Annotated in this window: 15 protein-coding genes; 9 read left to right on the top strand and 6 right to left on the bottom strand. The window is 34.0% G+C overall.

Translation table 11 applies throughout. The features are described 5' to 3' along the window. Positions 1 to 2,661: a methionine synthase gene (metH, locus tag JHL15_RS00600; RefSeq protein ID WP_200241507.1), complete on the top strand. Its 2,661-nt coding sequence runs from the start codon at positions 1 to 3 to the stop codon at positions 2,659 to 2,661. 6 nt (positions 2,662 to 2,667) lie between these two features. Next, complete coding sequence (metF, locus tag JHL15_RS00595) at positions 2,668 to 3,627, top strand: methylenetetrahydrofolate reductase [NAD(P)H] (protein WP_200241505.1); 960 nt, start codon at positions 2,668 to 2,670, stop codon at positions 3,625 to 3,627. Between the two features lie 53 nt (positions 3,628 to 3,680). Here the strand turns inward: metF and JHL15_RS00590 are convergent, their stop codons facing one another. After that, entirely contained in the window at positions 3,681 to 4,835 is a 1,155-nt protein-coding gene (locus tag JHL15_RS00590; protein ID WP_200241502.1) for a hypothetical protein, read from the bottom strand. A 97-nt stretch (positions 4,836 to 4,932) separates the two neighbouring features. Between JHL15_RS00590 and folE the strand changes: the two genes are divergently transcribed. The 7 genes from folE (at position 4,933) to JHL15_RS00555 (ending at position 13,830) form a co-directional block, all read left to right on the top strand. Next, positions 4,933 to 5,598 (top strand): GTP cyclohydrolase I FolE, encoded by a 666-nt coding sequence (folE, locus tag JHL15_RS00585; RefSeq protein WP_200241500.1) that lies wholly within the window; start codon positions 4,933 to 4,935, stop codon positions 5,596 to 5,598. A 189-nt stretch (positions 5,599 to 5,787) separates the two neighbouring features. Then, positions 5,788 to 7,254, top strand: coding sequence for a cysteine--tRNA ligase (cysS, locus tag JHL15_RS00580; protein ID WP_200241498.1), 1,467 nt, complete (start codon positions 5,788 to 5,790; stop codon positions 7,252 to 7,254). A gap of 267 nt (positions 7,255 to 7,521) precedes the next feature. Further along, on the top strand, positions 7,522 to 8,688 hold the full coding sequence (locus tag JHL15_RS00575) for a T9SS type A sorting domain-containing protein (RefSeq protein WP_200241497.1): 1,167 nt from the start codon (positions 7,522 to 7,524) through the stop codon (positions 8,686 to 8,688). Between the two features lie 125 nt (positions 8,689 to 8,813). Continuing rightward, positions 8,814 to 11,465: a 4-alpha-glucanotransferase gene (locus JHL15_RS00570; RefSeq protein WP_200241496.1), complete on the top strand. Its 2,652-nt coding sequence runs from the start codon at positions 8,814 to 8,816 to the stop codon at positions 11,463 to 11,465. 140 nt (positions 11,466 to 11,605) lie between these two features. Then, positions 11,606 to 12,562, top strand: a complete 957-nt coding sequence (locus JHL15_RS00565) for a hypothetical protein (protein WP_200241495.1) — start codon at positions 11,606 to 11,608, stop codon at positions 12,560 to 12,562. Positions 12,563 to 12,747: 185 nt separating this feature from the next. Beyond that, entirely contained in the window at positions 12,748 to 13,194 is a 447-nt protein-coding gene (locus JHL15_RS00560) for a hypothetical protein (RefSeq protein WP_200241493.1), read from the top strand. 126 nt (positions 13,195 to 13,320) lie between these two features. Next, positions 13,321 to 13,830, top strand: coding sequence for a ferritin (locus tag JHL15_RS00555; RefSeq protein ID WP_200241491.1), 510 nt, complete (start codon positions 13,321 to 13,323; stop codon positions 13,828 to 13,830). Positions 13,831 to 13,900: 70 nt separating this feature from the next. Here the strand turns inward: JHL15_RS00555 and JHL15_RS00550 are convergent, their stop codons facing one another. The 5 genes from JHL15_RS00550 to JHL15_RS00530 all read right to left on the bottom strand — a co-directional run bounded on the left by JHL15_RS00550 (position 13,901) and on the right by JHL15_RS00530 (position 20,623). Further along, positions 13,901 to 14,368: a hypothetical protein gene (locus JHL15_RS00550; RefSeq protein WP_200241489.1), complete on the bottom strand. Its 468-nt coding sequence runs from the start codon at positions 14,366 to 14,368 to the stop codon at positions 13,901 to 13,903. A 187-nt stretch (positions 14,369 to 14,555) separates the two neighbouring features. Next, positions 14,556 to 15,092: a hypothetical protein gene (locus JHL15_RS00545; RefSeq protein WP_200241487.1), complete on the bottom strand. Its 537-nt coding sequence runs from the start codon at positions 15,090 to 15,092 to the stop codon at positions 14,556 to 14,558. Positions 15,093 to 15,094: 2 nt separating this feature from the next. After that, positions 15,095 to 15,706 (bottom strand): hypothetical protein, encoded by a 612-nt coding sequence (locus JHL15_RS00540; RefSeq protein WP_200241485.1) that lies wholly within the window; start codon positions 15,704 to 15,706, stop codon positions 15,095 to 15,097. A gap of 5 nt (positions 15,707 to 15,711) precedes the next feature. Further along, positions 15,712 to 19,815, bottom strand: a complete 4,104-nt coding sequence (locus JHL15_RS00535) for a PAAR-like protein (RefSeq protein ID WP_234047653.1) — start codon at positions 19,813 to 19,815, stop codon at positions 15,712 to 15,714. A 4-nt stretch (positions 19,816 to 19,819) separates the two neighbouring features. After that, the gene (locus JHL15_RS00530; RefSeq protein WP_200241483.1) at positions 19,820 to 20,623 is read right to left on the bottom strand and encodes a hypothetical protein; all 804 of its coding nucleotides are present in this window, start codon (positions 20,621 to 20,623) and stop codon (positions 19,820 to 19,822) included. Positions 20,624 to 20,705 lie beyond the last annotated feature (82 nt).

Raw genomic sequence — 20,705 nt, 5'->3', positions numbered from 1 at the left:
ATGAAATATTTGAGACTATCGGGGCTTGAGCCTCTTATCATAACGCCGGAAAGTAACTTCATCAATGTTGGTGAAAGAACTAATGTTGCCGGTTCCAAAAAGTTTTTACGATTAATTAAAGAAGAAAAATTTCCTGAAGCATTAGATATTGCACGACATCAGGTAGAGGGAGGAGCACAAATCCTTGACGTCAATTTTGATGATGGGCTGATCGATGGAAAAGCATCCATGATTAAATTTCTAAACCTGATTGCTTCTGAACCGGATATTGCAAGGATTCCTATTATGGTGGATTCCTCAAAATGGGAAATTTTAGAGGCTGGACTTCAGGTGGCTCAGGGAAAATGTGTCGTCAATTCTATAAGCTTAAAAGGAGGTGAAGAAGAATTTATCAGACAAGCAAAAGCTATTAAAAGATATGGAGCTGCTGTTATCGTAATGGCTTTCGATGAAGATGGGCAGGCGGATACTTTAGACCGTAGGATAGAAATTTCAAAACGGTCTTATGATATTCTTGTCAATCAAATCGATTTTCCGGCAGAGGATATCATTTTTGATTTAAATATCTTTCCTGTGGCTACAGGAATGGATGAGCATAGAAGAAATGCACTGGATTTCATTGATGCCACACGTTGGGTAAGACAAAATCTTCCTTATGCCTCTGTAAGTGGAGGAGTAAGTAATGTATCTTTTTCATTCCGTGGAAATGATACCGTAAGAGAGGCAATGCACTCTGTTTTCCTTTATCATGCAATCCAGGCAGGAATGAATATGGGAATTGTAAACCCTGCCATGCTGGAGGTGTATGATGAGATCAATAAGGAGCTGCTGGAATTAGTAGAGGATGTTATTCTTGATAAAAGAGAAGATGCAACAGAGCGACTTTTAGATTATTCGGAGAAACATAAATCTGTTAAGAAAGAAAAGGTTGAAGACCTAGAATGGAGAACAAAACCCCTTCAGGATAGAATTACCCATGCTTTGGTCAAAGGAATCGACCGCTTTATTGAAGAAGATGTAGAAGAAGCCAGACAAGTAGCTGAAAAACCATTACACGTTATTGAAATCAATTTGATGACAGGAATGGGAGTTGTAGGAGATTTATTTGGAAGTGGAAAAATGTTTCTACCTCAGGTTGTAAAATCGGCGAGGGTGATGAAAAAAGCAGTTGCTTATTTACAGCCTTATATCGAAGCGGAAAAAGATGGGTCCAGACCAGCAAATGGTAAGATATTAATGGCTACAGTAAAAGGAGATGTTCATGATATTGGAAAGAATATTGTGAGCGTTGTTTTAGGTTGTAATAATTATGAAATCGTTGACCTTGGAGTGATGGTTCCTGCTGAAAAGATCATTCAGACTGCGATTGAAGAAAAAGTAGATGTCATTGGGTTGAGTGGTTTGATTACCCCAAGTCTGGATGAGATGGTTTATATTGCTGCAGAACTGGAGAGACAAAATCTTGATTTTCCTTTATTAATAGGAGGTGCTACCACATCTAAAGCTCATACAGCCGTAAAGATAGATTTAAAATATAAAAATGCCGTAGTTCATGTAAATGATGCTTCGCGGGCAGTAAATGTAGTAAGTTCTTTATTAGGAGACCGGAATAAAGAATATGTAGATGACTTAAAAAGTGAGTACTCAGATTTCCGGGAGAAGTTTCTGAACAGACAGGTTGATAAAGATTATGTATCTATAGAAGATGCCCGAAAGAATCATTTCAAAATAGATTGGGAAAATGAAGATATTTTTACACCCAACAATATCGGAATAAAAATTTTCCAGGATCAGGATCTGAACGAGCTGGTTCCTTTTATAGACTGGTCCCCATTTTTCAGAAGCTGGGATCTTCATGGTAAATATCCTAATATTTTAGAAGATGAGGTCGTTGGTGCACAGGCAAAAGAATTATTTAAAGATGCTCAGGTTATTTTGAAAAAGATTCTTGATGAAAAGCTTTTAACCGCAAAAGCCATCTTCGGAGTTTTCAAAGCTAATGCTAATGAAACAGATGATATCATCATTTTTGATGAGAATGATCAGGAACAAGCCAGGTTTTTGACTTTGAGACAGCAGGTTCAGAAATCTAAAGGGAAAGAGTATTTGGCATTAAGCGATTTTATTGCTCCACAAAGTTCTGGTAAAACAGATTACATGGGAGCTTTCTGTGTTACTACAGGTTTTGGTACAGACGAATTATCTAACGAGTATGAAAAAGCCAATGATGATTATAATGCGATCATGGTAAAGGCTCTTGCAGATCGATTTGCTGAAGCATATGCTGAATTTTTGCACAAAAAAGTAAGAACAGAATACTGGGGCTATGCTAATCAGGAAGAGTTAAGTAATGAAGATCTTATTGCCGAAAAGTATAAAGGAGTACGTCCTGCACCAGGATATCCTGCTTGCCCTGATCATTTGGAAAAGAAAACCATTTGGGATCTTCTGAAAGTAGAGGAGAATATTGGGGTGTACCTTACAGAAAGTTTAGCAATGTTTCCAACAGCATCAGTTTCCGGATATTATTTTGGAAGCCCTCATGCCAAATACTTTGGTTTAGGAAAAATCACAGAAGATCAATTAAAAGACTACGCCGCACGAAGAGGTTGTAGCATCCAGGAAGCCAAAAAATGGCTGTCACCTAATTTAGCAGATTAAACAAACATGAAGATTACAGAACATATAAAAAATGCAAATGGAAAAACTTTATTCTCTTTAGAAGTTGTTCCGCCACAAAAAGGAATTGGTATTGAAGATTTATACAGGAATATAGATCCTTTGATGGAATTTAAACCGCCTTTTATTGATGTGACGACCTCCAGAGAAGAATATATTTATCTCGATAAAGGAAACGGTCTGGTGGAAAGGAGAATTACAAGAATGCGTCCGGGAACCTTGGGAATTTGTTCTGCAATTCAGCATAAATATAATGTAGACACTGTTCCACACTTACTCTGTGGTGGTTTTACCAAGGAAGAGACTGAATATCTTTTGGTGGATTGTATGTATTTGGGAATTGAGAATATTATGGCACTTCGTGGAGATGCTATGAAGGGACATCAATACTTTGAAGCAACACCTGGCGGGCATGAAAGTGCCATGGATCTCGTTCATCAGATCAATGATCTCGGACGGGGAAAATACCTCCACAATGAAGAAGAGGTTGGCGATGAGCTTAATAAATTCTGCATTGGAGTTGCTGGGTATCCTGAAAAGCATATTGAAGCTCCATCAATGAATTACGACCTGAAATGGCTGAAACAAAAAGTAGATGCAGGAGCGGATTATATTGTAACTCAAATGTTTTTTGATAATAAAAAATTTATTGAGTTTGTTCAAAAGGCAAGAGAAATGGGAATTACAATTCCTATTATTCCCGGAATCAAACCAATCGCCACAAAAAGACATTTAAAATTATTACCACAGGTATTTAAAATAGATTTGCCCGAAGAGTTAATTAATGAGGTTGAAAGTGCTAAAAACAACGAGGCTGTAAAACAAATTGGGGTTGAATGGGCAATCAACCAATGCAGAGAACTTCTGGATTTTGGAGTACCGGTTTTACATTTTTATTCAATGGGTAAAAGTGATAATATAAAGAAAGTCGCAGGGGAATTATTTTAATGAAGGAGTATTAATGAAAGGAAATCCCTGTTGTTCTATCAACAGGGATTTTTTTATAGCATGGGATGTCTTTCAAAAGTCTTGTTTCTATCAAATAAATAACGATAGGTTACTAATTTTCTGGTCACAGTAGTGTCGAGGGTCTCAGCAATTTTTATCATTTTTGGATTAAAATCTCCTATCCACTGAAGCTCTGTCACTTTAAAATCCGTATGTTTTCTTAGATGCTGTGTTCCTTCCCATATCATGTATCCGTCAATTCCTTTTCTTTGCCATTCTGGAATAACCCCGAAAACCAATCCTACCATCTTGTCATTTTTTTTGAATCTTTTATACCAAAGGAGTTTTAATTTTTCAATACATCCGAATTTTCCGTTGAGGTATTTTATCCATTGATTAACATCTGGAATATTCATCCACATGGCAATGGGTTTTTCATTTTCATAAACAAACCATGATATGTGTTCATTGATGATAGGTTTCATAGTATTGAACATTTTCAGAACCTTGGCTTCTTCCAGCCATTTCCCTTCACCATGTGCTGCCCAGGCATTGTTATAGACTTCTGTAAAATCTCTGGCAAATTTTTTCAGATTGTTTTTCTTCATGGGTTGCGCAGAGATTGCCGGATTTCGTTTATGTTTTTCATGCATTACTTTGAATACCCTCGAAACTTCAGCGAAAATAGGTCTTGAAAAACAAAGCTGTTCAAAATATAATTGGAATCCGTAATTTTCAAAAAGTTCCTTGTAATAGGGAAAATTGTAATTCATACCAAACAAAGGAGGTGAAAAACCTTCAATAAGAAGACCCCAGAATTTATCCCGTTCTCCAAAATTAATAGGGCCATCCATTGCCTCAATATCTTTTTCCTGGAGCCAGTTTTTACAATAATCAAAAATAAAATTGGCTGTTTCCTGATCATTGATGCAGTCAAAAAAGCCTATACCACCTGTCGGTTGATCTTGCTTGTAGAAATCATTGATGAAAACTGCAATCTTTCCAACAGTTGTATTGTTCTTATTTTTAAATAAAAATCTTTTACATTCACCGGTTTTGAAAAACTTGTTTTTGCCGGGATCGAAAACCTCTTCAATATCTTTATCTAAAGGTCTGATGTAATTTTTATCTTGTTGATAAAGTTCAGCTGGGAATTGTAAAAATTCTTTTTGTTGTTCTTCATTTTGTACTTCTTCAACAATAATCATAAATTTTATAAAAATAGAGGGTGAAAGATAATGTTTTTAGTTTCAATTGAAATCAATGAATCAATTTTATCCGTATTTTTGTTGCAAAATATAAAAAATGGTTGATTTTACTGATAACGACGATGATATTTTCACTGGAAAAGAACATACGCCTTTAAGGGAAGATGCTTTTGATAAATCGCCACAGGAAAAAATAGAAAAAATTACAGAGCTTTTTGGAGAAATCATGGAGACATTAGGAATGGATATGACTGATGATTCATTAAAAGACTCTCCAAGACGTGTGGCGAAAATGTATGTGAATGAAATTTTTGGAGGATTACTTCCGGAAAATAAGCCTGGGATTTCTAAGTTTTCCAACAAATACAAATACCGACAAATGTTGGTGGAAAAAGATATTACGGTATACTCATTTTGTGAACATCACTTTTTGCCAATTATAGGGAAAGCACATGTTGCCTATATTTCAAATGGCGACGTCATTGGTCTTTCGAAGATCAACAGAATTGTGGATTATTATGCAAAAAGACCGCAGGTTCAGGAAAGACTGACCATGCAGATCGTGAATGCATTAAAAGAAGCTTTAGGGACAAAAGATGTAGCATGTATCATTGATGCAAAACATCTTTGCGTAAATTGCAGAGGAATTAAAGATACAGCCAGTTCAACAATTACTGCAGAATTAAGTGGTATATTCAGAACGAATCCTATTACAAGACAGGAGTTCCTGCACTATGTAGGAAGTCATACGACTTTGGATTAATAAAATGGATTATCAGAATCGGTTAAAAACAATTTAATAATGATAAAATTTAAAAAAGTTTCGGATAAGATTTTTCTAGCAACCATTATTTGTTGTTGCTGTAAATACTGTTGTTAAAAGAAGATAATCTTTTAATACTAAAACTTTAAACTAAATTTATAAATCATTAAATCTTTTAATTTAAAATCAATGCAATTAAAAATATATAATTCGCTAACGGCTGAAAAAGAAATATTCAAACCTATTTTAGAGGGAAATATTGGGATGTACGTTTGTGGGCCTACTGTTTACAGCAATGTACACCTGGGAAATGTAAGAACTTTCCTTTCCTTCGACTTTATTTATCGTACCCTTATGCACTTGGGATATAAGGTAAGATATGTAAGAAACATCACAGATGCAGGTCACCTTACAGATGATGGAAATGTAGATAATGATAGATTCGTAAAGCAGACCCGTCTTGAAAAATTAGAACCTATGGAGATCGTACAGAAGTATACTGTAGATTTTCATAAAGTTTTAGATCTGTTTAATTTGTTGCCTCCTAATATTGAACCTACTGCCACAGGACATATTGTAGAGCAAATTGAATTAACTCAAAAACTAATTGAAAGAGGTTTTGCGTATGAAAGCAATGGTTCCGTGTATTTTGATGTTCTTGAATATAACAAAAGAGGATTGAACTACGGGGAACTTTCAAAACGTAACATAGAAGAGCTTTTTGCCAATACCCGTGATCTTGATGGACAGGGAGAAAAGAAAAATTCACCGGATTTTGCGCTTTGGAAAAAAGCATCTCCAGCCCATATTATGAGATGGAACTCGCCTTGGGGGGAAGGTTTTCCAGGATGGCACTTGGAGTGTACAGCAATGAGTACTAAATATCTCGGTGAGAAATTTGATATTCATGGTGGTGGAATGGACTTAAAATTTCCACATCACGAATGTGAGATTGCTCAGGGTAAGGCTTGCAATGATATCGCTCCTGTAAATTACTGGATGCATGCTAATATGCTGACGATGAACAGTCAAAGAATGAGTAAGTCCACAGGGAATTATATTTTACCAATGCAGTTGGTAACAGGAGAAAATGATTTTTTTGAAAAACCATTCCATCCGTCGATTGTAAGGTTTTGCTTTTTGCAGGCTCATTACAGAAGTGTTCTTGATATTTCTAATGATGCTATGATTGCAAGTGAGAAAGGTTTTGTAAGATTAATGGAGGCCGTGAAAGTTCTGAACTCGATCGCTCCTAATGATCAAAAAGAATCTGGATTCAATCTTGAAGAGTGGAAAACAAAAGCTTATGACGCTTTAACAGACGATTTTAATTCCCCGATATTGATTGCCCATTTATTCGAAGCCGTGAAATTTATTTTTGCTTTAAATGATGGTAAAGAAACTATTTCAACAAGTGATCTTGCTGATTTAAAATCTACTTTAAATGCTTTTATTTTTGATGTTCTTGGATTGCAGGCTGTAGAAGAAAATAACAATGAAAAGCTAGATCAGACTCTACAGGTTTTAATAGAATTGAGAAACCAGGCAAGAAAGTCTAAGAATTTTGATCTTTCAGATCAGATCAGAGATAAACTTCTTGCTGAAGGTATCGAATTAAAAGATGGAAGAGACGGGACTACTTATGTTTTAAATTAGAATAAAATTTAAAACTTTTTAAATAATCATCTCTCGCAGATTTTACAGATTACGTAGATTTTAAGAATAATCATCTGCTTGATCCGCTAAATCTGCGAGAGTTTTTTTATGTTCTTTATTCAATAGATAAAGAGTTTATTTTCTGTAAAATGATAATTATTGGAGTCAAATGTTATAAAATATTTAATTACTAGGTTTTTTTATTATTCAATGTAAAAATTGCATAACTTAGTAATAACAAATTTATTACGATCTAAATCCATAATTATGAAAAAACTTTTATTCCCTCTTATCTTGCTGTTATTAGGAGCCGAGGCTTCTGCGCAGCAGGATTTTTTTGCACTTACCGGAAAGGATACACCGAGTATTATTTTTAATGATTTTAGAGCAATTAATACCACTAGTGGTATTTCCGGAGAAACAATCTTTACAGCTGATTCTTCAGTTAAAATCTTTTCGCAGTCCAGAAATGGATCTGTAACAGAGGATAAGAATTCTTACAATCATGCTCAGTCTGCAACAATGGCGGCATTGGCTTATGATTCCTCAGGAAATAATTTAATATATATGCCTATGTTTTCCTCCAATGTATACATTCTGAATACCAAAACCAAAGAAATAACTTTGGTGGAAAATAATGTAACCAGAGTTACATCATGTGATATCAATTCTCATATAACAAGAATGGCGACAGGATATGATGGGAATATCTACGCTATTAATAACGCCGGAACTCAGTTTTTGCAAATCAGTAAAAAAAATAATCAATATTCGGTTGTTGATCTGGGAATTATCAAAGATGATACATCCAATGGCAAAAATTCGTTTACAACAATTGAAACTGGTTTCGGAGGAGATATGGTTGCAGACGCAGATAATAATTTCTATGTTTTTTCAACATCAGGAAATGTATTTAAAATAGTAAAGAAAGAACTCCGGGCTCAATTTATAGGAAAGATCAGTGGTCTTCCGGAAAATTATTCAGTAAATGGATCTGCTGTAAACTCAAAGGGTGAAGTAGTTATCGCAAGTGCAAAGGGAGCTCCTCTATATGCAGTAGATCTAAAGACATTAGCAGCTAAACAGCTTCCTGGAGATTTGAATTTGCATATTTATGATCTTGCAAGTAAATATTTCGCTAATGACAAATCGGTTACAGCAAATACGGGAACTCATTTGGAAATTTATCCTACTAAAGTGGATGAGCAATTTATTACTGTAGATGGTACTGATAAAAGTATAAAAGGAAATCTTACACTTAATGTTTTTGATATGTCAGGCAAAAATGTCATGAAATATAGCTTAACTGCAAAAGATGGAGCTTTATATCAAAAAATATATCTTAATAACCTTGTGAATGGGGCGTATATTGTAAACATAACAGAGGATTCTGGTAAAATATTATTAAATAAGAAAATCATTATTACTAAATAATATTTCAAATTTCTTTTGATTTAAGAACCTTTTCAATCTACTTGAAAAGGTTTTTTTAATGAACATTTGATATTCAAGAAGTTTTATTTTTCGAGATTATAATGTATTTTTATAAAAAAATAGAGATGAAATTATACTTCAATATTGGGTACAGTGCGAAAATAGGAGAGGGTTTGCAAGTGATCATCACTGATGAAGGAGCTGTGTCTAAGACCCATAAAATGTTTTATACAGAGAACGGCTTATGGAAATGTGAAGTAGATTATTTCTCAAAGACTATTACCTATCAATATCGACTTGTTGATGAAAAAGGAAATGTTCTAAAAGAAGAGTTCGTTGCACATCACCTTAATTTTCCACATAATTATAAGGAATTTTTAATCTTTGATGAGTGGAATAATAAAAACTTTCCTGAAAATTATCTTGACAATAAAATCCTTTATAATAAACTCAACCATTTTATTCCTGAGAAAGCTATTGTTTTAAAAAAACATACCCATCTATTCAGAATTGAAGTTCCCATCTACAATCCGGATTGGAAAATTGTGCTTTTTGGAAGTACAGAATCTCTGGGGGGATGGGATTATGAAAAAGTAATTCATTTATCTCAGATAGATTTTGGAGTTTGGGAAGCGTCTGTCGAAATTCCGGAGGATGAGTTTATCCAATATAAATATTGTATTTATGATAAAGGACTAGGGAAGGTTATAGATGTAGAAACTGGTGAAAACAGATTTACAGTTCCTAATTTGCAGAATGATGTTTTACAAATTCTTTCAAACCATTATTTTAAATTCAAAGCCTATCAGATGTATCATGCCGCTGGTGTGGCGGTTCCGGTATTTTCATTACGAAGCGAGGATGGATTTGGGGTAGGTGAATTTGCTGATATGAAAAAATTGGCAGAATGGGCTAATGAAACTAATCTTGGAATTATCCAGATCCTTCCCATTAATGATACTACAGCGAATTATTCATGGACGGATTCTTACCCTTATGCAGCAGTTTCAGTTTATGCTTTGCACCCGCAATATATATCGTTAGAAAACCTTGATTTTGCTTTGCCGGAGGATTTAGTTGAAGGATTTCAGTCAGAGAAAGCAGAATTAAATGGCCTGGAACTGATCGATTATGAGAAAGTTATTGCAGGGAAATGGAAATATTTAAAAGCTGTCTTTACTCTGGAGAAAACTAAAATTTATAAAGATCGGAATTTTAAGAAGTTTATAAAAGATAATGAAAGCTGGCTCATCCCGTATTGTGCGTTTTGTGTTCTTAGGGATAAATATAAAACACCTAATTTCAATGAATGGAAAACCCATAAAAAATATATTGCCGGGAAAATTGCCCCATTCTTTTCTTCAAAAAGTAAAGATTATGATGATTCTATGCTTCATGCTTGGGTGCAGTTTCAGCTTCATAAACAATTAAAAGAGACTATAGATTATATTCATAGTTTAGGGGTTTCTGTAAAAGGGGATTTACCTATTGGTATTTATAGATATTCAGTAGAAGCGTGGGCTGAACCTGAATTGTTCGGAATGGATTTTCAGGCTGGAGCACCGCCGGATCAGTTTACTGAGTTAGGACAAAACTGGGAATTTCCAACCTATAATTGGGAAGCAATGAAGAAGGATGATTACAGATGGTGGAAAAACAGGTTCAAAGCATTAGAACAGTATTTTGATGCCATGAGAATTGATCACATCTTAGGTTTTTTCAGAATATGGAGAATGCCAATTTCAGCTACTCAAGGGATTTTAGGGTATTTTCATCCTGCAGTTCCTATTGTTTTGGAAGAATTTAAGGCATTGAATATCCCTTTTGATTTTGATCGATATTGTAAGCCTTTCATTAATGATCGGATTCTTTGGAAATATTTTGGTGAGGAAAGTGGTAAAGCATTAGAGTTTATCAATAAAAATATAAATGGAACTTACTCATTTAAAGAAGAGTTTGATACACAAAGAAAATTGACAAACTATTTTAAGAAAAAGCCACAGGGTTCTATTGAAGAGAAACTGATATCCCTTTGTGCCAATGTATTATTTCTGGTGGAAGAAAGAAATGGTAAAAAAGTATATCACCCTAGATTTAATGTATATAATACGGATTCTTATGAATATCTCTCGGATTGGGAAAAAACTTCCATCTACAATTTATATCATGATTATTTTTTCAAAAGACAAGATCGTCTATGGTATGAAAAGGCAATGGAGAAACTCCCAATGCTTCTTAATGCGACAAAGATGTTGATTTGTGGTGAAGATTTGGGGATGGTTCCTTCATGTGTTCCTGTAGTCATGGATGAATTGGGTATTATAGCTCTAAAAGTTCAACGGATGCCATCAGATGATGTTCCGTTTTATAATCCGAACTATGCGAATTATATGAATGTGGTAACTGCTTCTTCTCATGATAGTTCTACCTTGAGGCAATGGTGGAAAGAAGATCCGGAATTAACCCAAAAATATTTTAACTGGCAATTGGTACAGTATGGGAAGGCTCCTGAGAATCTTGAAGTTCATTTGGCCGAAATTATTATGAAACAGCATTTATACAATGATGCAATGTTGGCTATTTTTCCTTTGCAAGAGTTTTTAGCGACAGATGAAGAACTGATGAATCCCAAAATGGATAATGAAAGAATAAATGATCCTGCAGTTTTTCCACATTATTGGCGTTACAGAATGCATTTGAAACTGGAAGATTTAATTGAAAAGACTTCCTTTAATCAAAAAATTAGTAATTGGGTGAAAGATAGTGGTCGAAAATAATATTTAACAATTGATTATCAATTATTTAATGATATTTTAAAAGAAGTTTAATCGAAAGATTTAACTTCTTTTTTTTATTTGTATCAAAGAGATAGAATAGAGATATTCTGCTATATATTAACCAATTAACAACATTAGAGATGAAAAATATACTTTTAGGATTTGCGCTGAGTTTGGCGACTTTGTCGTTTGCCCAGCAATATCCGAATAATGGCTGGGGAGATGATGGGTATAACAATAATAATGGTTACTACAACGATCAGGATGACCAGAATTATTTCCCGGACGATTATTATTATGACTACCCTAAAGATTATTACCCAAATGATTATTACCAAAGCTATTACAATGATTACAGAAATAGCGTTGTCAGTGTAAACTGGAATACTTTTTTTGCTCAAAACAGACTGAACCGTTGGCAGATTGATCAGATCCTTTATCTGAACAATTTGTATTCAAGTTTTTCAAGTTGGAATAACTTCTATAGATATAATCCGGACAGATGGTACTATGATAGATTTTATGCTATGGAAAGAATTTTAGGACCAAGAGTGTTTGTTATCTTTCAAAATAATTATTATCATGGTTCCAGCCCGATTGTCTATTTTCAGAATTACAGAAGAAGTTATTATGCTCCAAGATTTGCAGTACTTCCTCGCTATAGAAACATAAATATTAATATTTATAGAGTGGACAGGTCAAGGTTCCATCGTATGGATAATCCAACTCTGAAAATTGTGTCTACCCGAAATTATTCTGGTTTTAGAAATAATGATACCAGAAATCAGGGAAATAATGGATTCAGAAGTCAAGGAGGTTTTAGAAATAATGACAATAACGGAGTTAGAAATAACAGTGGCTTCAGAAATGATAACAATGTAAATAGAGAAAGAGCCAATAACAGTGGATTCCGAACTAATAGAAATCAGGATGCTGTAAGAGATAATGCTCCAAGAAGAGATAATAATAATGGTTTCAGAAGCGGAGGAGGTGATGGATTCAGACAACAAAGAACTGAAAATTCTGCCCCAAGACAGCAGAATAATGGAAATGATAATAGAGGTTCAGGATTCAGACAGAAACTAGCAAATAATTAATTTTCATATATTATATTTAAGTGGTGTGAAGGGCAGGTTTTTATAATCTGCTCTTTTTTTTGATTTTGTTTCAATATTATATTTTTCATATTAAAAATTAACATTTTTTATGAATATTTAATTTTAACTTCTGTTTTTATTAGTAATCAAAAAGATGTATAACAATTTATTAAAGATATAAAAAAATGAAAAAATTAATTTTAGCAATAGCATTTGTAGGAATAGGAAGTTTTGCAATGGCTCAACAAACCACTCCTCAGGACAAGCAAGCAAAGAGAGCGGAAATGCAGCAAAAAATGCAACAGAGAGAACAGGACCATTTAGAAAAGATGCAAAAAGATCTGAATCTAAGCCAGCAACAGGTTACTCAAATTAAGGATCTCCATGCAAAAAGGAAAGCAGAAATGATGGCTGAGTTTGATAAGAATAAAGGAGAAAGACAAGCCAAAATGGAGGAGATGAAAGCTAAGAGACAGCAAATGGATGCCGATATGAAAAAGATATTAAGCCCTGAACAATATGATAAATGGCAGGCTGACAGAAAGGCAAAAATGGAGAAAAGAAGGGCTGAAATGAAGGATAAAAAAATGATGGAAAAGCCGATGCCTGCTGCAACTACTAATGCAAATTAATAGTTTATAATAATTTTTTTTTAATGCTTTAAGGACGGAAGGAATTCCGTCCTTTTTGTATTAATTTTCATTAATTTTTTTGAAATCGGGCTTTAATTCCGTAATTTTGAATATAATCTTTTTATTATGGTAAGCGAAAAAATTGCAAAACTAATCAACGAACAAATAGCCCACGAACAATATGCTGCACAATACTACCTTTCAATGTCTGCTTGGTTTTCAAGTAAAGATCTTGATGGTATTGCTAACTATTTCAGGGTTCAAAGCAAAGAAGAATTGATGCATGCTGATAAAATGTTTGATTATTTAAATGATGTAGGAGGAGAAATTATTGTTGGAGAGATTCCAAAACCACCACATGAATTTGATAATGCTACAGACATTTTTGAAAAGGCGTTGGCGCATGAAAAAGTGGTAACTAAAAGTATTTTTAATATTGTAAAAAATGCTAATGATGAGGGAGATTTCGCAACAACTTCTTTTTTACAGTGGTTCATTAATGAGCAGGTAGAGGAAGAGGCTAGTGCATCTCAATTGGTTACTAAAATCAAAATGGTATGCGATAACCCTTCTGCATTATATCTTTTTGACCAGGAATTAGCTCAAAGAGTTTTTGTTCCTGCTGCTCAAGCATAAGGCATCAATAATTACAAATAAAAAGAGTGAATTTTTACAATTCACTCTTTTTTGTTTTTATATATAAAGTTTATTTAGATACTTTTAGATAAATCTGTTGAAGGTTCTCATTAATTTCGATAGTAGGAAACTTTTTATCATAATCGATGACGATATCACCTTTATCTTCAACACCATTTCCATTGGAATCCCAGCTAATGGTAACGTAATATTTGATTGGATCTCCTTTTTTTACTTCCGGTTTGATAAGGCTTTCCGCATTGTTTGGAACAGGCAAGTCGATCGTAAATGGAATTTTTTCCTGAGTATATTCTTTTTCAGTGATTAAACTCGCAGGAACATCTGCCATATTGGACTGGACAGCATACAAGCTTACTTTTAGCTTTGCATTTTTTGGAACAATGTTATCTGCACCAGTGAACTCGATTTTAACATTTTTTGCATCAGAAGCTTTATCCGTCATCACTTCTTTTTTGGGAGCATTGCAACTTACGAGCAGTAAAGCTCCTAAACTCATAAAGGTTATAAATTGTTTCATCTTAAATTTGTTTTAGAAACTAAATTTATGAAAAAAAATTAGAAGTAGGGATTTATTCTGCTGGTGGTCCATATCATTACCCTTTGAAGAGATACTATTCTATTGATTGCATTCTTTGATTAATTGAGTTATTTTATAAAAATTACCATTATAACAATTTTTGTAAAGAAAGTTAATGGATTATAATTTAATTACATCTTAATAAAGAAACCGTTTTTTTAGCTTGATCAAAAGGATTTTCAACAAAGCTTCTTTGTTGGCTCTTTTCATTATAGAAGCCTAACCATTCAATCTCAATACTATTTTCATTTATTTGCTTTACTTCTGCAATTACTTCTTTTCTTGAAAAATTAACCCAGGCTAAGTCTGCATTTCCTTTTGTAACACCTGTAAGCCCATCAAATTTAATTTGGAAATTATCCTTATCTTTTTGAATACTTAAATTCACTCGTGCCAACAGTCCACTTTTTGTATGGAAATCAATACTTGCCGAACCTTCATCAAAAAATTCAATACTCGCTTTATCATTATCACATTGGGACTTCCATACACCTTTGATGTTTAAAGATGTTTTTGTGCTAACAGAATCATAATCTGTAGCTTTTGGACTTTGAGCACTGAGAGTACTTTGCTTTGTCTCCTGATTTTTATTTTGAGTACTCTGGCTACATGAGAAGCTAGAAATACCGATTAAAAAAAATGAAACTATAATTCTTATTTTCATAATTATACTAAAAGATTTAAAAATATTTTTAAAGTACGATCATCTCGCCATTCAATCCAAAACAATTGATTATTTTGAGTTATATTTTTTACTTGTATCCAGTTTTTATCTACTTTAATAATGTTGATCTCATCATCTTCCGCCCAGTTTTCAATATTTATAGCTTTACCTTTTATAGATGATCGAGGGGGATTATCATGTAAATCCTTACTTCTTATACTGGTAACTTGATTTATTAAAAAGTCTGCCCATGGGTAATATATGATATTTTTGGAATGCTTTATATAAGCAAAGTGATTTTTTGAAATAATTATTTTGTAAAAATTTGGGCCCTTTTCAACACATGAGAAAAATAAAATACCATAATCCGGCTTATTCAAAATGGGAATAAACCTGTCACCAATTTGAGCATCTTTCATTTCAACTTTTGAAAAACTTCTATCAGAGTATAAAGTTATTTTCTCGCTTGTTTTTAAAAACTGAACCAATCCACTTCCTAAATTTTGGACTAGAGTATCGTTTTGATATTCTAATTTAGTTTTATTTTGACATATAAAACTCTCACAGATTAATAGAAATATTAATGTTATTCGGTATGCTAAAAATCTAGTCATATTTGTTATCTTAAGCCTAAATGGAAATGATCTTGATGCACAGATGTTGCTTTACCTGTGGTATTTTTTATACCTTTTTTATAAGCGTAATTTTTGTTAAAGCCCCATTTGACTCCTACAGAAAGTATATTTTCCAATGCTTCAATAAACTTCTCTTCACTTGGATAAGCTTTCTTCGCATCACTCCAAAGAGTTTGCCCGGCATTACTACTTCCAGGATATCTTATATCTATATCATTTCCTGATATATTGTGTCCGGAGTGTCCAATATTTCGTCCATCATTAGCAGAGATATCATTGAAATATAAACTATCCGCATAATTATTTTTTGGAAGTGAATAGAAGAACCCTAACAACGCTGCACATACTTTTTCATCTACCCAATTATCTCCACCAGAATCCCTTGTTCCAAATCGACCCCAGTTCGGTCCCGTTTCAGGAAATGGTAATAGCCCATGTTCATTTTTTTCTAATGTGATGGTTTTAATTAATTGGCCATTTTCATAAATATCATATTGATATTTTTTAGATGTTGTACTCTTCATTATTTTTGGATATGTAAACTTGTCAACATCTATCCTGTATTTGTTAATGTCTCCAACTACTATTTTTTCTAATTCACAACAATCATATCCAAATTTTTTCAAAAAACCTTTTTTGATATGTAAATTACTAATTCCTTTAAGTTCTTCTTTCAAGCATCTTTCATATTCAGCCAAGGCTCCTTCCATGGTCTGTGTTGGTTGTCCATATCTTCCAGGAGGTAAGCTGGCCCATTCATAGCTACCATACTTTTCCATTGCTTCCTGAGGCTTATTAGCTACTATTAAATCTAAGAATTTTTTACTTTGTTTATACTTAAAGAGGATTATACAAGTTTCATCTTGTGATTCCTGATTAAAACTTGATATTTGATATTTTTTAATATAATCATGCTCCTCTTCATATACTCCAGCCTTTTTGTTCTCTTTGGTTAATTTTTCGCCATTTACCCACCACCAAGTATATCTCATAACCTGGTAAGCTCCAGCTGCAGATGAAGAATAATTTCCGGCTGTTATAACTTCTTCAGGATGCTTGCTTAAATCAGTAAATTGTTTCCCGCTGTATTGCGTTGTATATCCTTGTTCTCCTTGAGTACCTTCACCTTTTCTTAACATCCTCATGAAGGCTCTTACCCTAGCCTCTGCTTCACAAATACTATCATCATCATTATCTTTTCCAGTTGATAATGTTTCCCTTCCAACTTTCACAGCTCCTTTGTTTTCTACCATATTAGGAAGAGTAGCGGTTGCATACAGGATAGCCATATCAGAATGATCAAGATACATCGCTTTTTCTTTAACTTCTTTTCCTTCCCCTTCAGTAACTTTGATAATTGCTGAAATCTTAAAGTAGTTCTTAGGTTTGCCTAATTTCGATGGATCTACTTTAAGTATTAGTTCTCCTTTCTTATTAATTTTACCTTCTTTTTTGTCAAAGAAAATTTCCTTGGCGAATTTATCTTTTACATCTTTCCAATCTTTCCATTGCTTTGGATTCCAGGCTATACTAAAGTACATATCTGATTTTGTAATAAACTGCACTTCAACATTTTTATCTACCATGTTAATGGCGTAAATTTTAAAATAAAGAGGAGTGCTTATGGGTGAGTTGTAACGTTTTTCCGTATCTGAAGCATCACAGAAATAAGCATCTACAATTTTAGGGACATCCGAAACGATAAGAGAAGAAGCAAGGGCTTTTTCTGAGTTTTGAATAATAAGGGATGAATTAGTGGATTTCATTTTGAAAAATAATTCTCCTTTTTTAGTAACTCCCTTACTTTGTATTTTTTGCTTTATAGAATCATCTAGTGTAAAAGGCCAGTACACTGCAGTAGCCGTATCATTTAAGATCCCGGATTTCTCAAAAATAATATTACTACCGGTGCTGTCATTATCATACACTTCTAATTTTACATTTTCGCCTTGCAGTCCTTCATATCTTACATAAGCCGCAATTTCTTGTCCATAACCGGCTTCCTTTATAATGTTTCCACTGCTTCCATCATTATCCATCCATTTTGCAGTATCAACCGTAATTTTGGGCTGTATTACATCTATTGTTAATGGTTTTTCACAATTTCTGCCACCCATACTACAATTAATAGTGTATTTTCCCGGGGCTGAAAACTTATGAGCAAACTTTTCGCCTGTTCCGGTTGCGGAGATTGGACCGGTTATTTTCCATATTATGGCACCATCTTTAGCAGCGTCGTAGTCTTTAATAAGCATTTTGCTTATTTCAAATGAAATATTGACCCCTACTTTTGGTTTCTTATCATATTTTATTTCGGTGACTACATTGTTTTTTACTTCAAAGCGCCAGTCATCATCTTCGTCTTTAGCTCCTTTCCCCGTTGCGTTTGCAACTTTGCTATAAGCTTCTACAACATATTTTCCAGGGGCCATGAGTTGGTTACCCGGTATTGTAATGCTTTTCCCTGTTCCCTGCAATACTCCATTCAAATTCCATTTGACTTCAGAAGACTCATCGGAAGTAAGGTCATAAACAGGATTATTTGTTCCAAAATTATATTTCATTTTAGAGACGCTAAAAGACATAGCTGTTCCAGGCCTTACTACTTCAGCTCCATGACTTATTCCAATTACAGCGTTGCCTTCACTTTCCCCTGACATTTGCTTTTCTATAACCTCTCCATTCTCATTAGTATATCTGGCTATGATAGTATATTTAGCTTTGGTATTTTGAGGAGTAAAAGTTAGTGTTTCTCCATTTTGGACTCCATCGGTTACAATATTTCCGTCACCATCCAATAGAGATAAGGTGAGTCTGGATTTTTCTTCCTCTGTAAGATTAGGAATGAAAAACTTTGCTTTAAATACAGAAGGCACGCCGCGTCTGAATTTCCTATTTTTAGAAGGATCGATGCGGGTAGAAAAATCTCCCGAAGTACATTCAATATCAATCAGTGTATTTTCTACTACCTCGATATCAATAGAACATGAAGGATCACATTTATCATATTTCCCTTTTTCAAAATCGGGGCTTTTAGGTTTGCCATATCCCTCCACTCTAAACTTTCCTAAATCAGCAAAGCTCTGTGAAAACTCAGTACCAATTTGTTCCTTTAGGAAAAGCCTGTTTTCTTTTTTACCTTGGTGATCACTATATACCATCCATGAGGTAAGCTGTTTGTTTCCGCTTTTTAAATTGGCTTTAAAATCTGCCTCTTCATTTTTACGGAGATAGATGATTTCCTTTTTCTTAGAATCTACTTCTTTAAAATCTTTTCTATCCTCAATTTTAGTGAGTGTAATAGTAGTAACAACAGGGTATTCTTCTTTTTTCTTAGGCTGGGCTATTGCCGGATTAACCATGGAAAGCTCCACCGGATTCGTATTGTCAGCATGAGCATTACTTACAGAATCTGTCTGCCCATGTTTGTCTATTGTTATTTTTCCTCCCACCATACATTGCAGTTCAGAAATTTCTGTGAGAGTATTTTTACCCATTACCTGAGTACTATCATAAGTTTTGCTCCATTTAGGGGCAGGTGCTAAAGCACATGGAAGATAGCCTCCTGGTGATGGTTTAAGTGTACATTTTCCAAACGTTGCAGCTGGGGGAATAAAGGTTTTATCTTCTTCTGTAGCGGCTAACTTAGAACTGTCATCATTGAGAACAATTATTTTATGAGTAGTAACTTGTAGGTCTGCAGTCTGTTTTGGATTTTCAGCTTTATCGCAAACACATTTGGCATTGTGCACCACAAAATATTTTCCGTCGTGATCACTTTTGGAAGCTTTCTCCTCTTTCTTTTTATCTTCTTCTTTTTTCTTTTCCTCACCCTGTTTTTGCTCAGCATCTTTTTGTTCTTCGGCAGGATCGGGTGGTGGAGTTTCACCATTCATCACATAAATTTCCTCTTTGGGTGGAGTTTGCAGGTTGAATCCGGTGTAAGGAACATTTGGGACCTGTGGGTTAGAGCCAGCATTCCGATTATGATATTCTTTGAGCTTAGTCCAGTCTTTTATACCCAATTTTTTGGCTATATCCTGTAACGTCTCACCGCTCTGGACTGTATATGGGATGGGTGTTGACATATCGCTATTTTGTTTGTATGGTTATAATGTGTTGGTAGTAGAACTTATTCTGTACTTCTATACAGACATCGGTTTCAGCTGTTTCAATTCTTCCTGTTGTACCCGTATAGTTGATGTTATGTTTGAAATCTGCATAGAGTGGAAGATTTTCTTCCTCAAAATCAACAGCATAATCATATTTGTGAATGTATCTGATAACATCATCCATGATTTCCTGTGCATTATCTATTTTGGGTTCGAAAGACAAAGTATTTTTCTCTTTTTGATATTGAGCTTCTCCTTTCCATTCTGATGTACCGATCGGAAGCACTTTCCACGAAGTTTCATACTGTTTTTTATTGCTGAACTTCTGCATACTTGCTTCTATAATTTTTATAAAGTGGAGCTCCTTGATGAATTGTATAAGACCATCTTTAGTTTCGGTAGCATTAAAAAATTGAGTGCGGATATGGTCTATACCCTCTCCGCTATAAATAGAATGTATTTCTGAATCTGTTGTCTTTATCCTTTGCTGTATCTCTTTTGTATTTTCTATTGTTAGTTTATACTTATCGATTTTACAGTGGATAGGAAATAACGCCTCCATGTAACTATTTGATATTTCAAGAAACTTGGTATCTATTTTTTTATTATTGACTTTAAGGTTTGTTCTGTTAATTGATAAGTCATAATCACTATCTTCTCCGGTTTCAACATATAGCGTATATGAGAGTAATGCTTCATATTCTTCTTTTCCAATTTTAATGGTAGATTTATCCTGAAGAAAATAGGTTGAAGTTGGAAATATGTCGGTTTTAGCGGATGTCATTGTTTTGTGATAATATAAGGATAGGACAAGTTTTTATTAGTGATTTATGGCCTTTATTGCCTGGGAACCATTAATTGTATAT

This window comes from Chryseobacterium paridis (assembly GCF_016595215.1).
Lineage (GTDB): Bacteria > Bacteroidota > Bacteroidia > Flavobacteriales > Weeksellaceae > Chryseobacterium > Chryseobacterium paridis.
The sequence above is the reverse complement of the archived record's forward strand: the minus strand, read 5'-3'. Positions and strand labels throughout refer to the sequence as shown.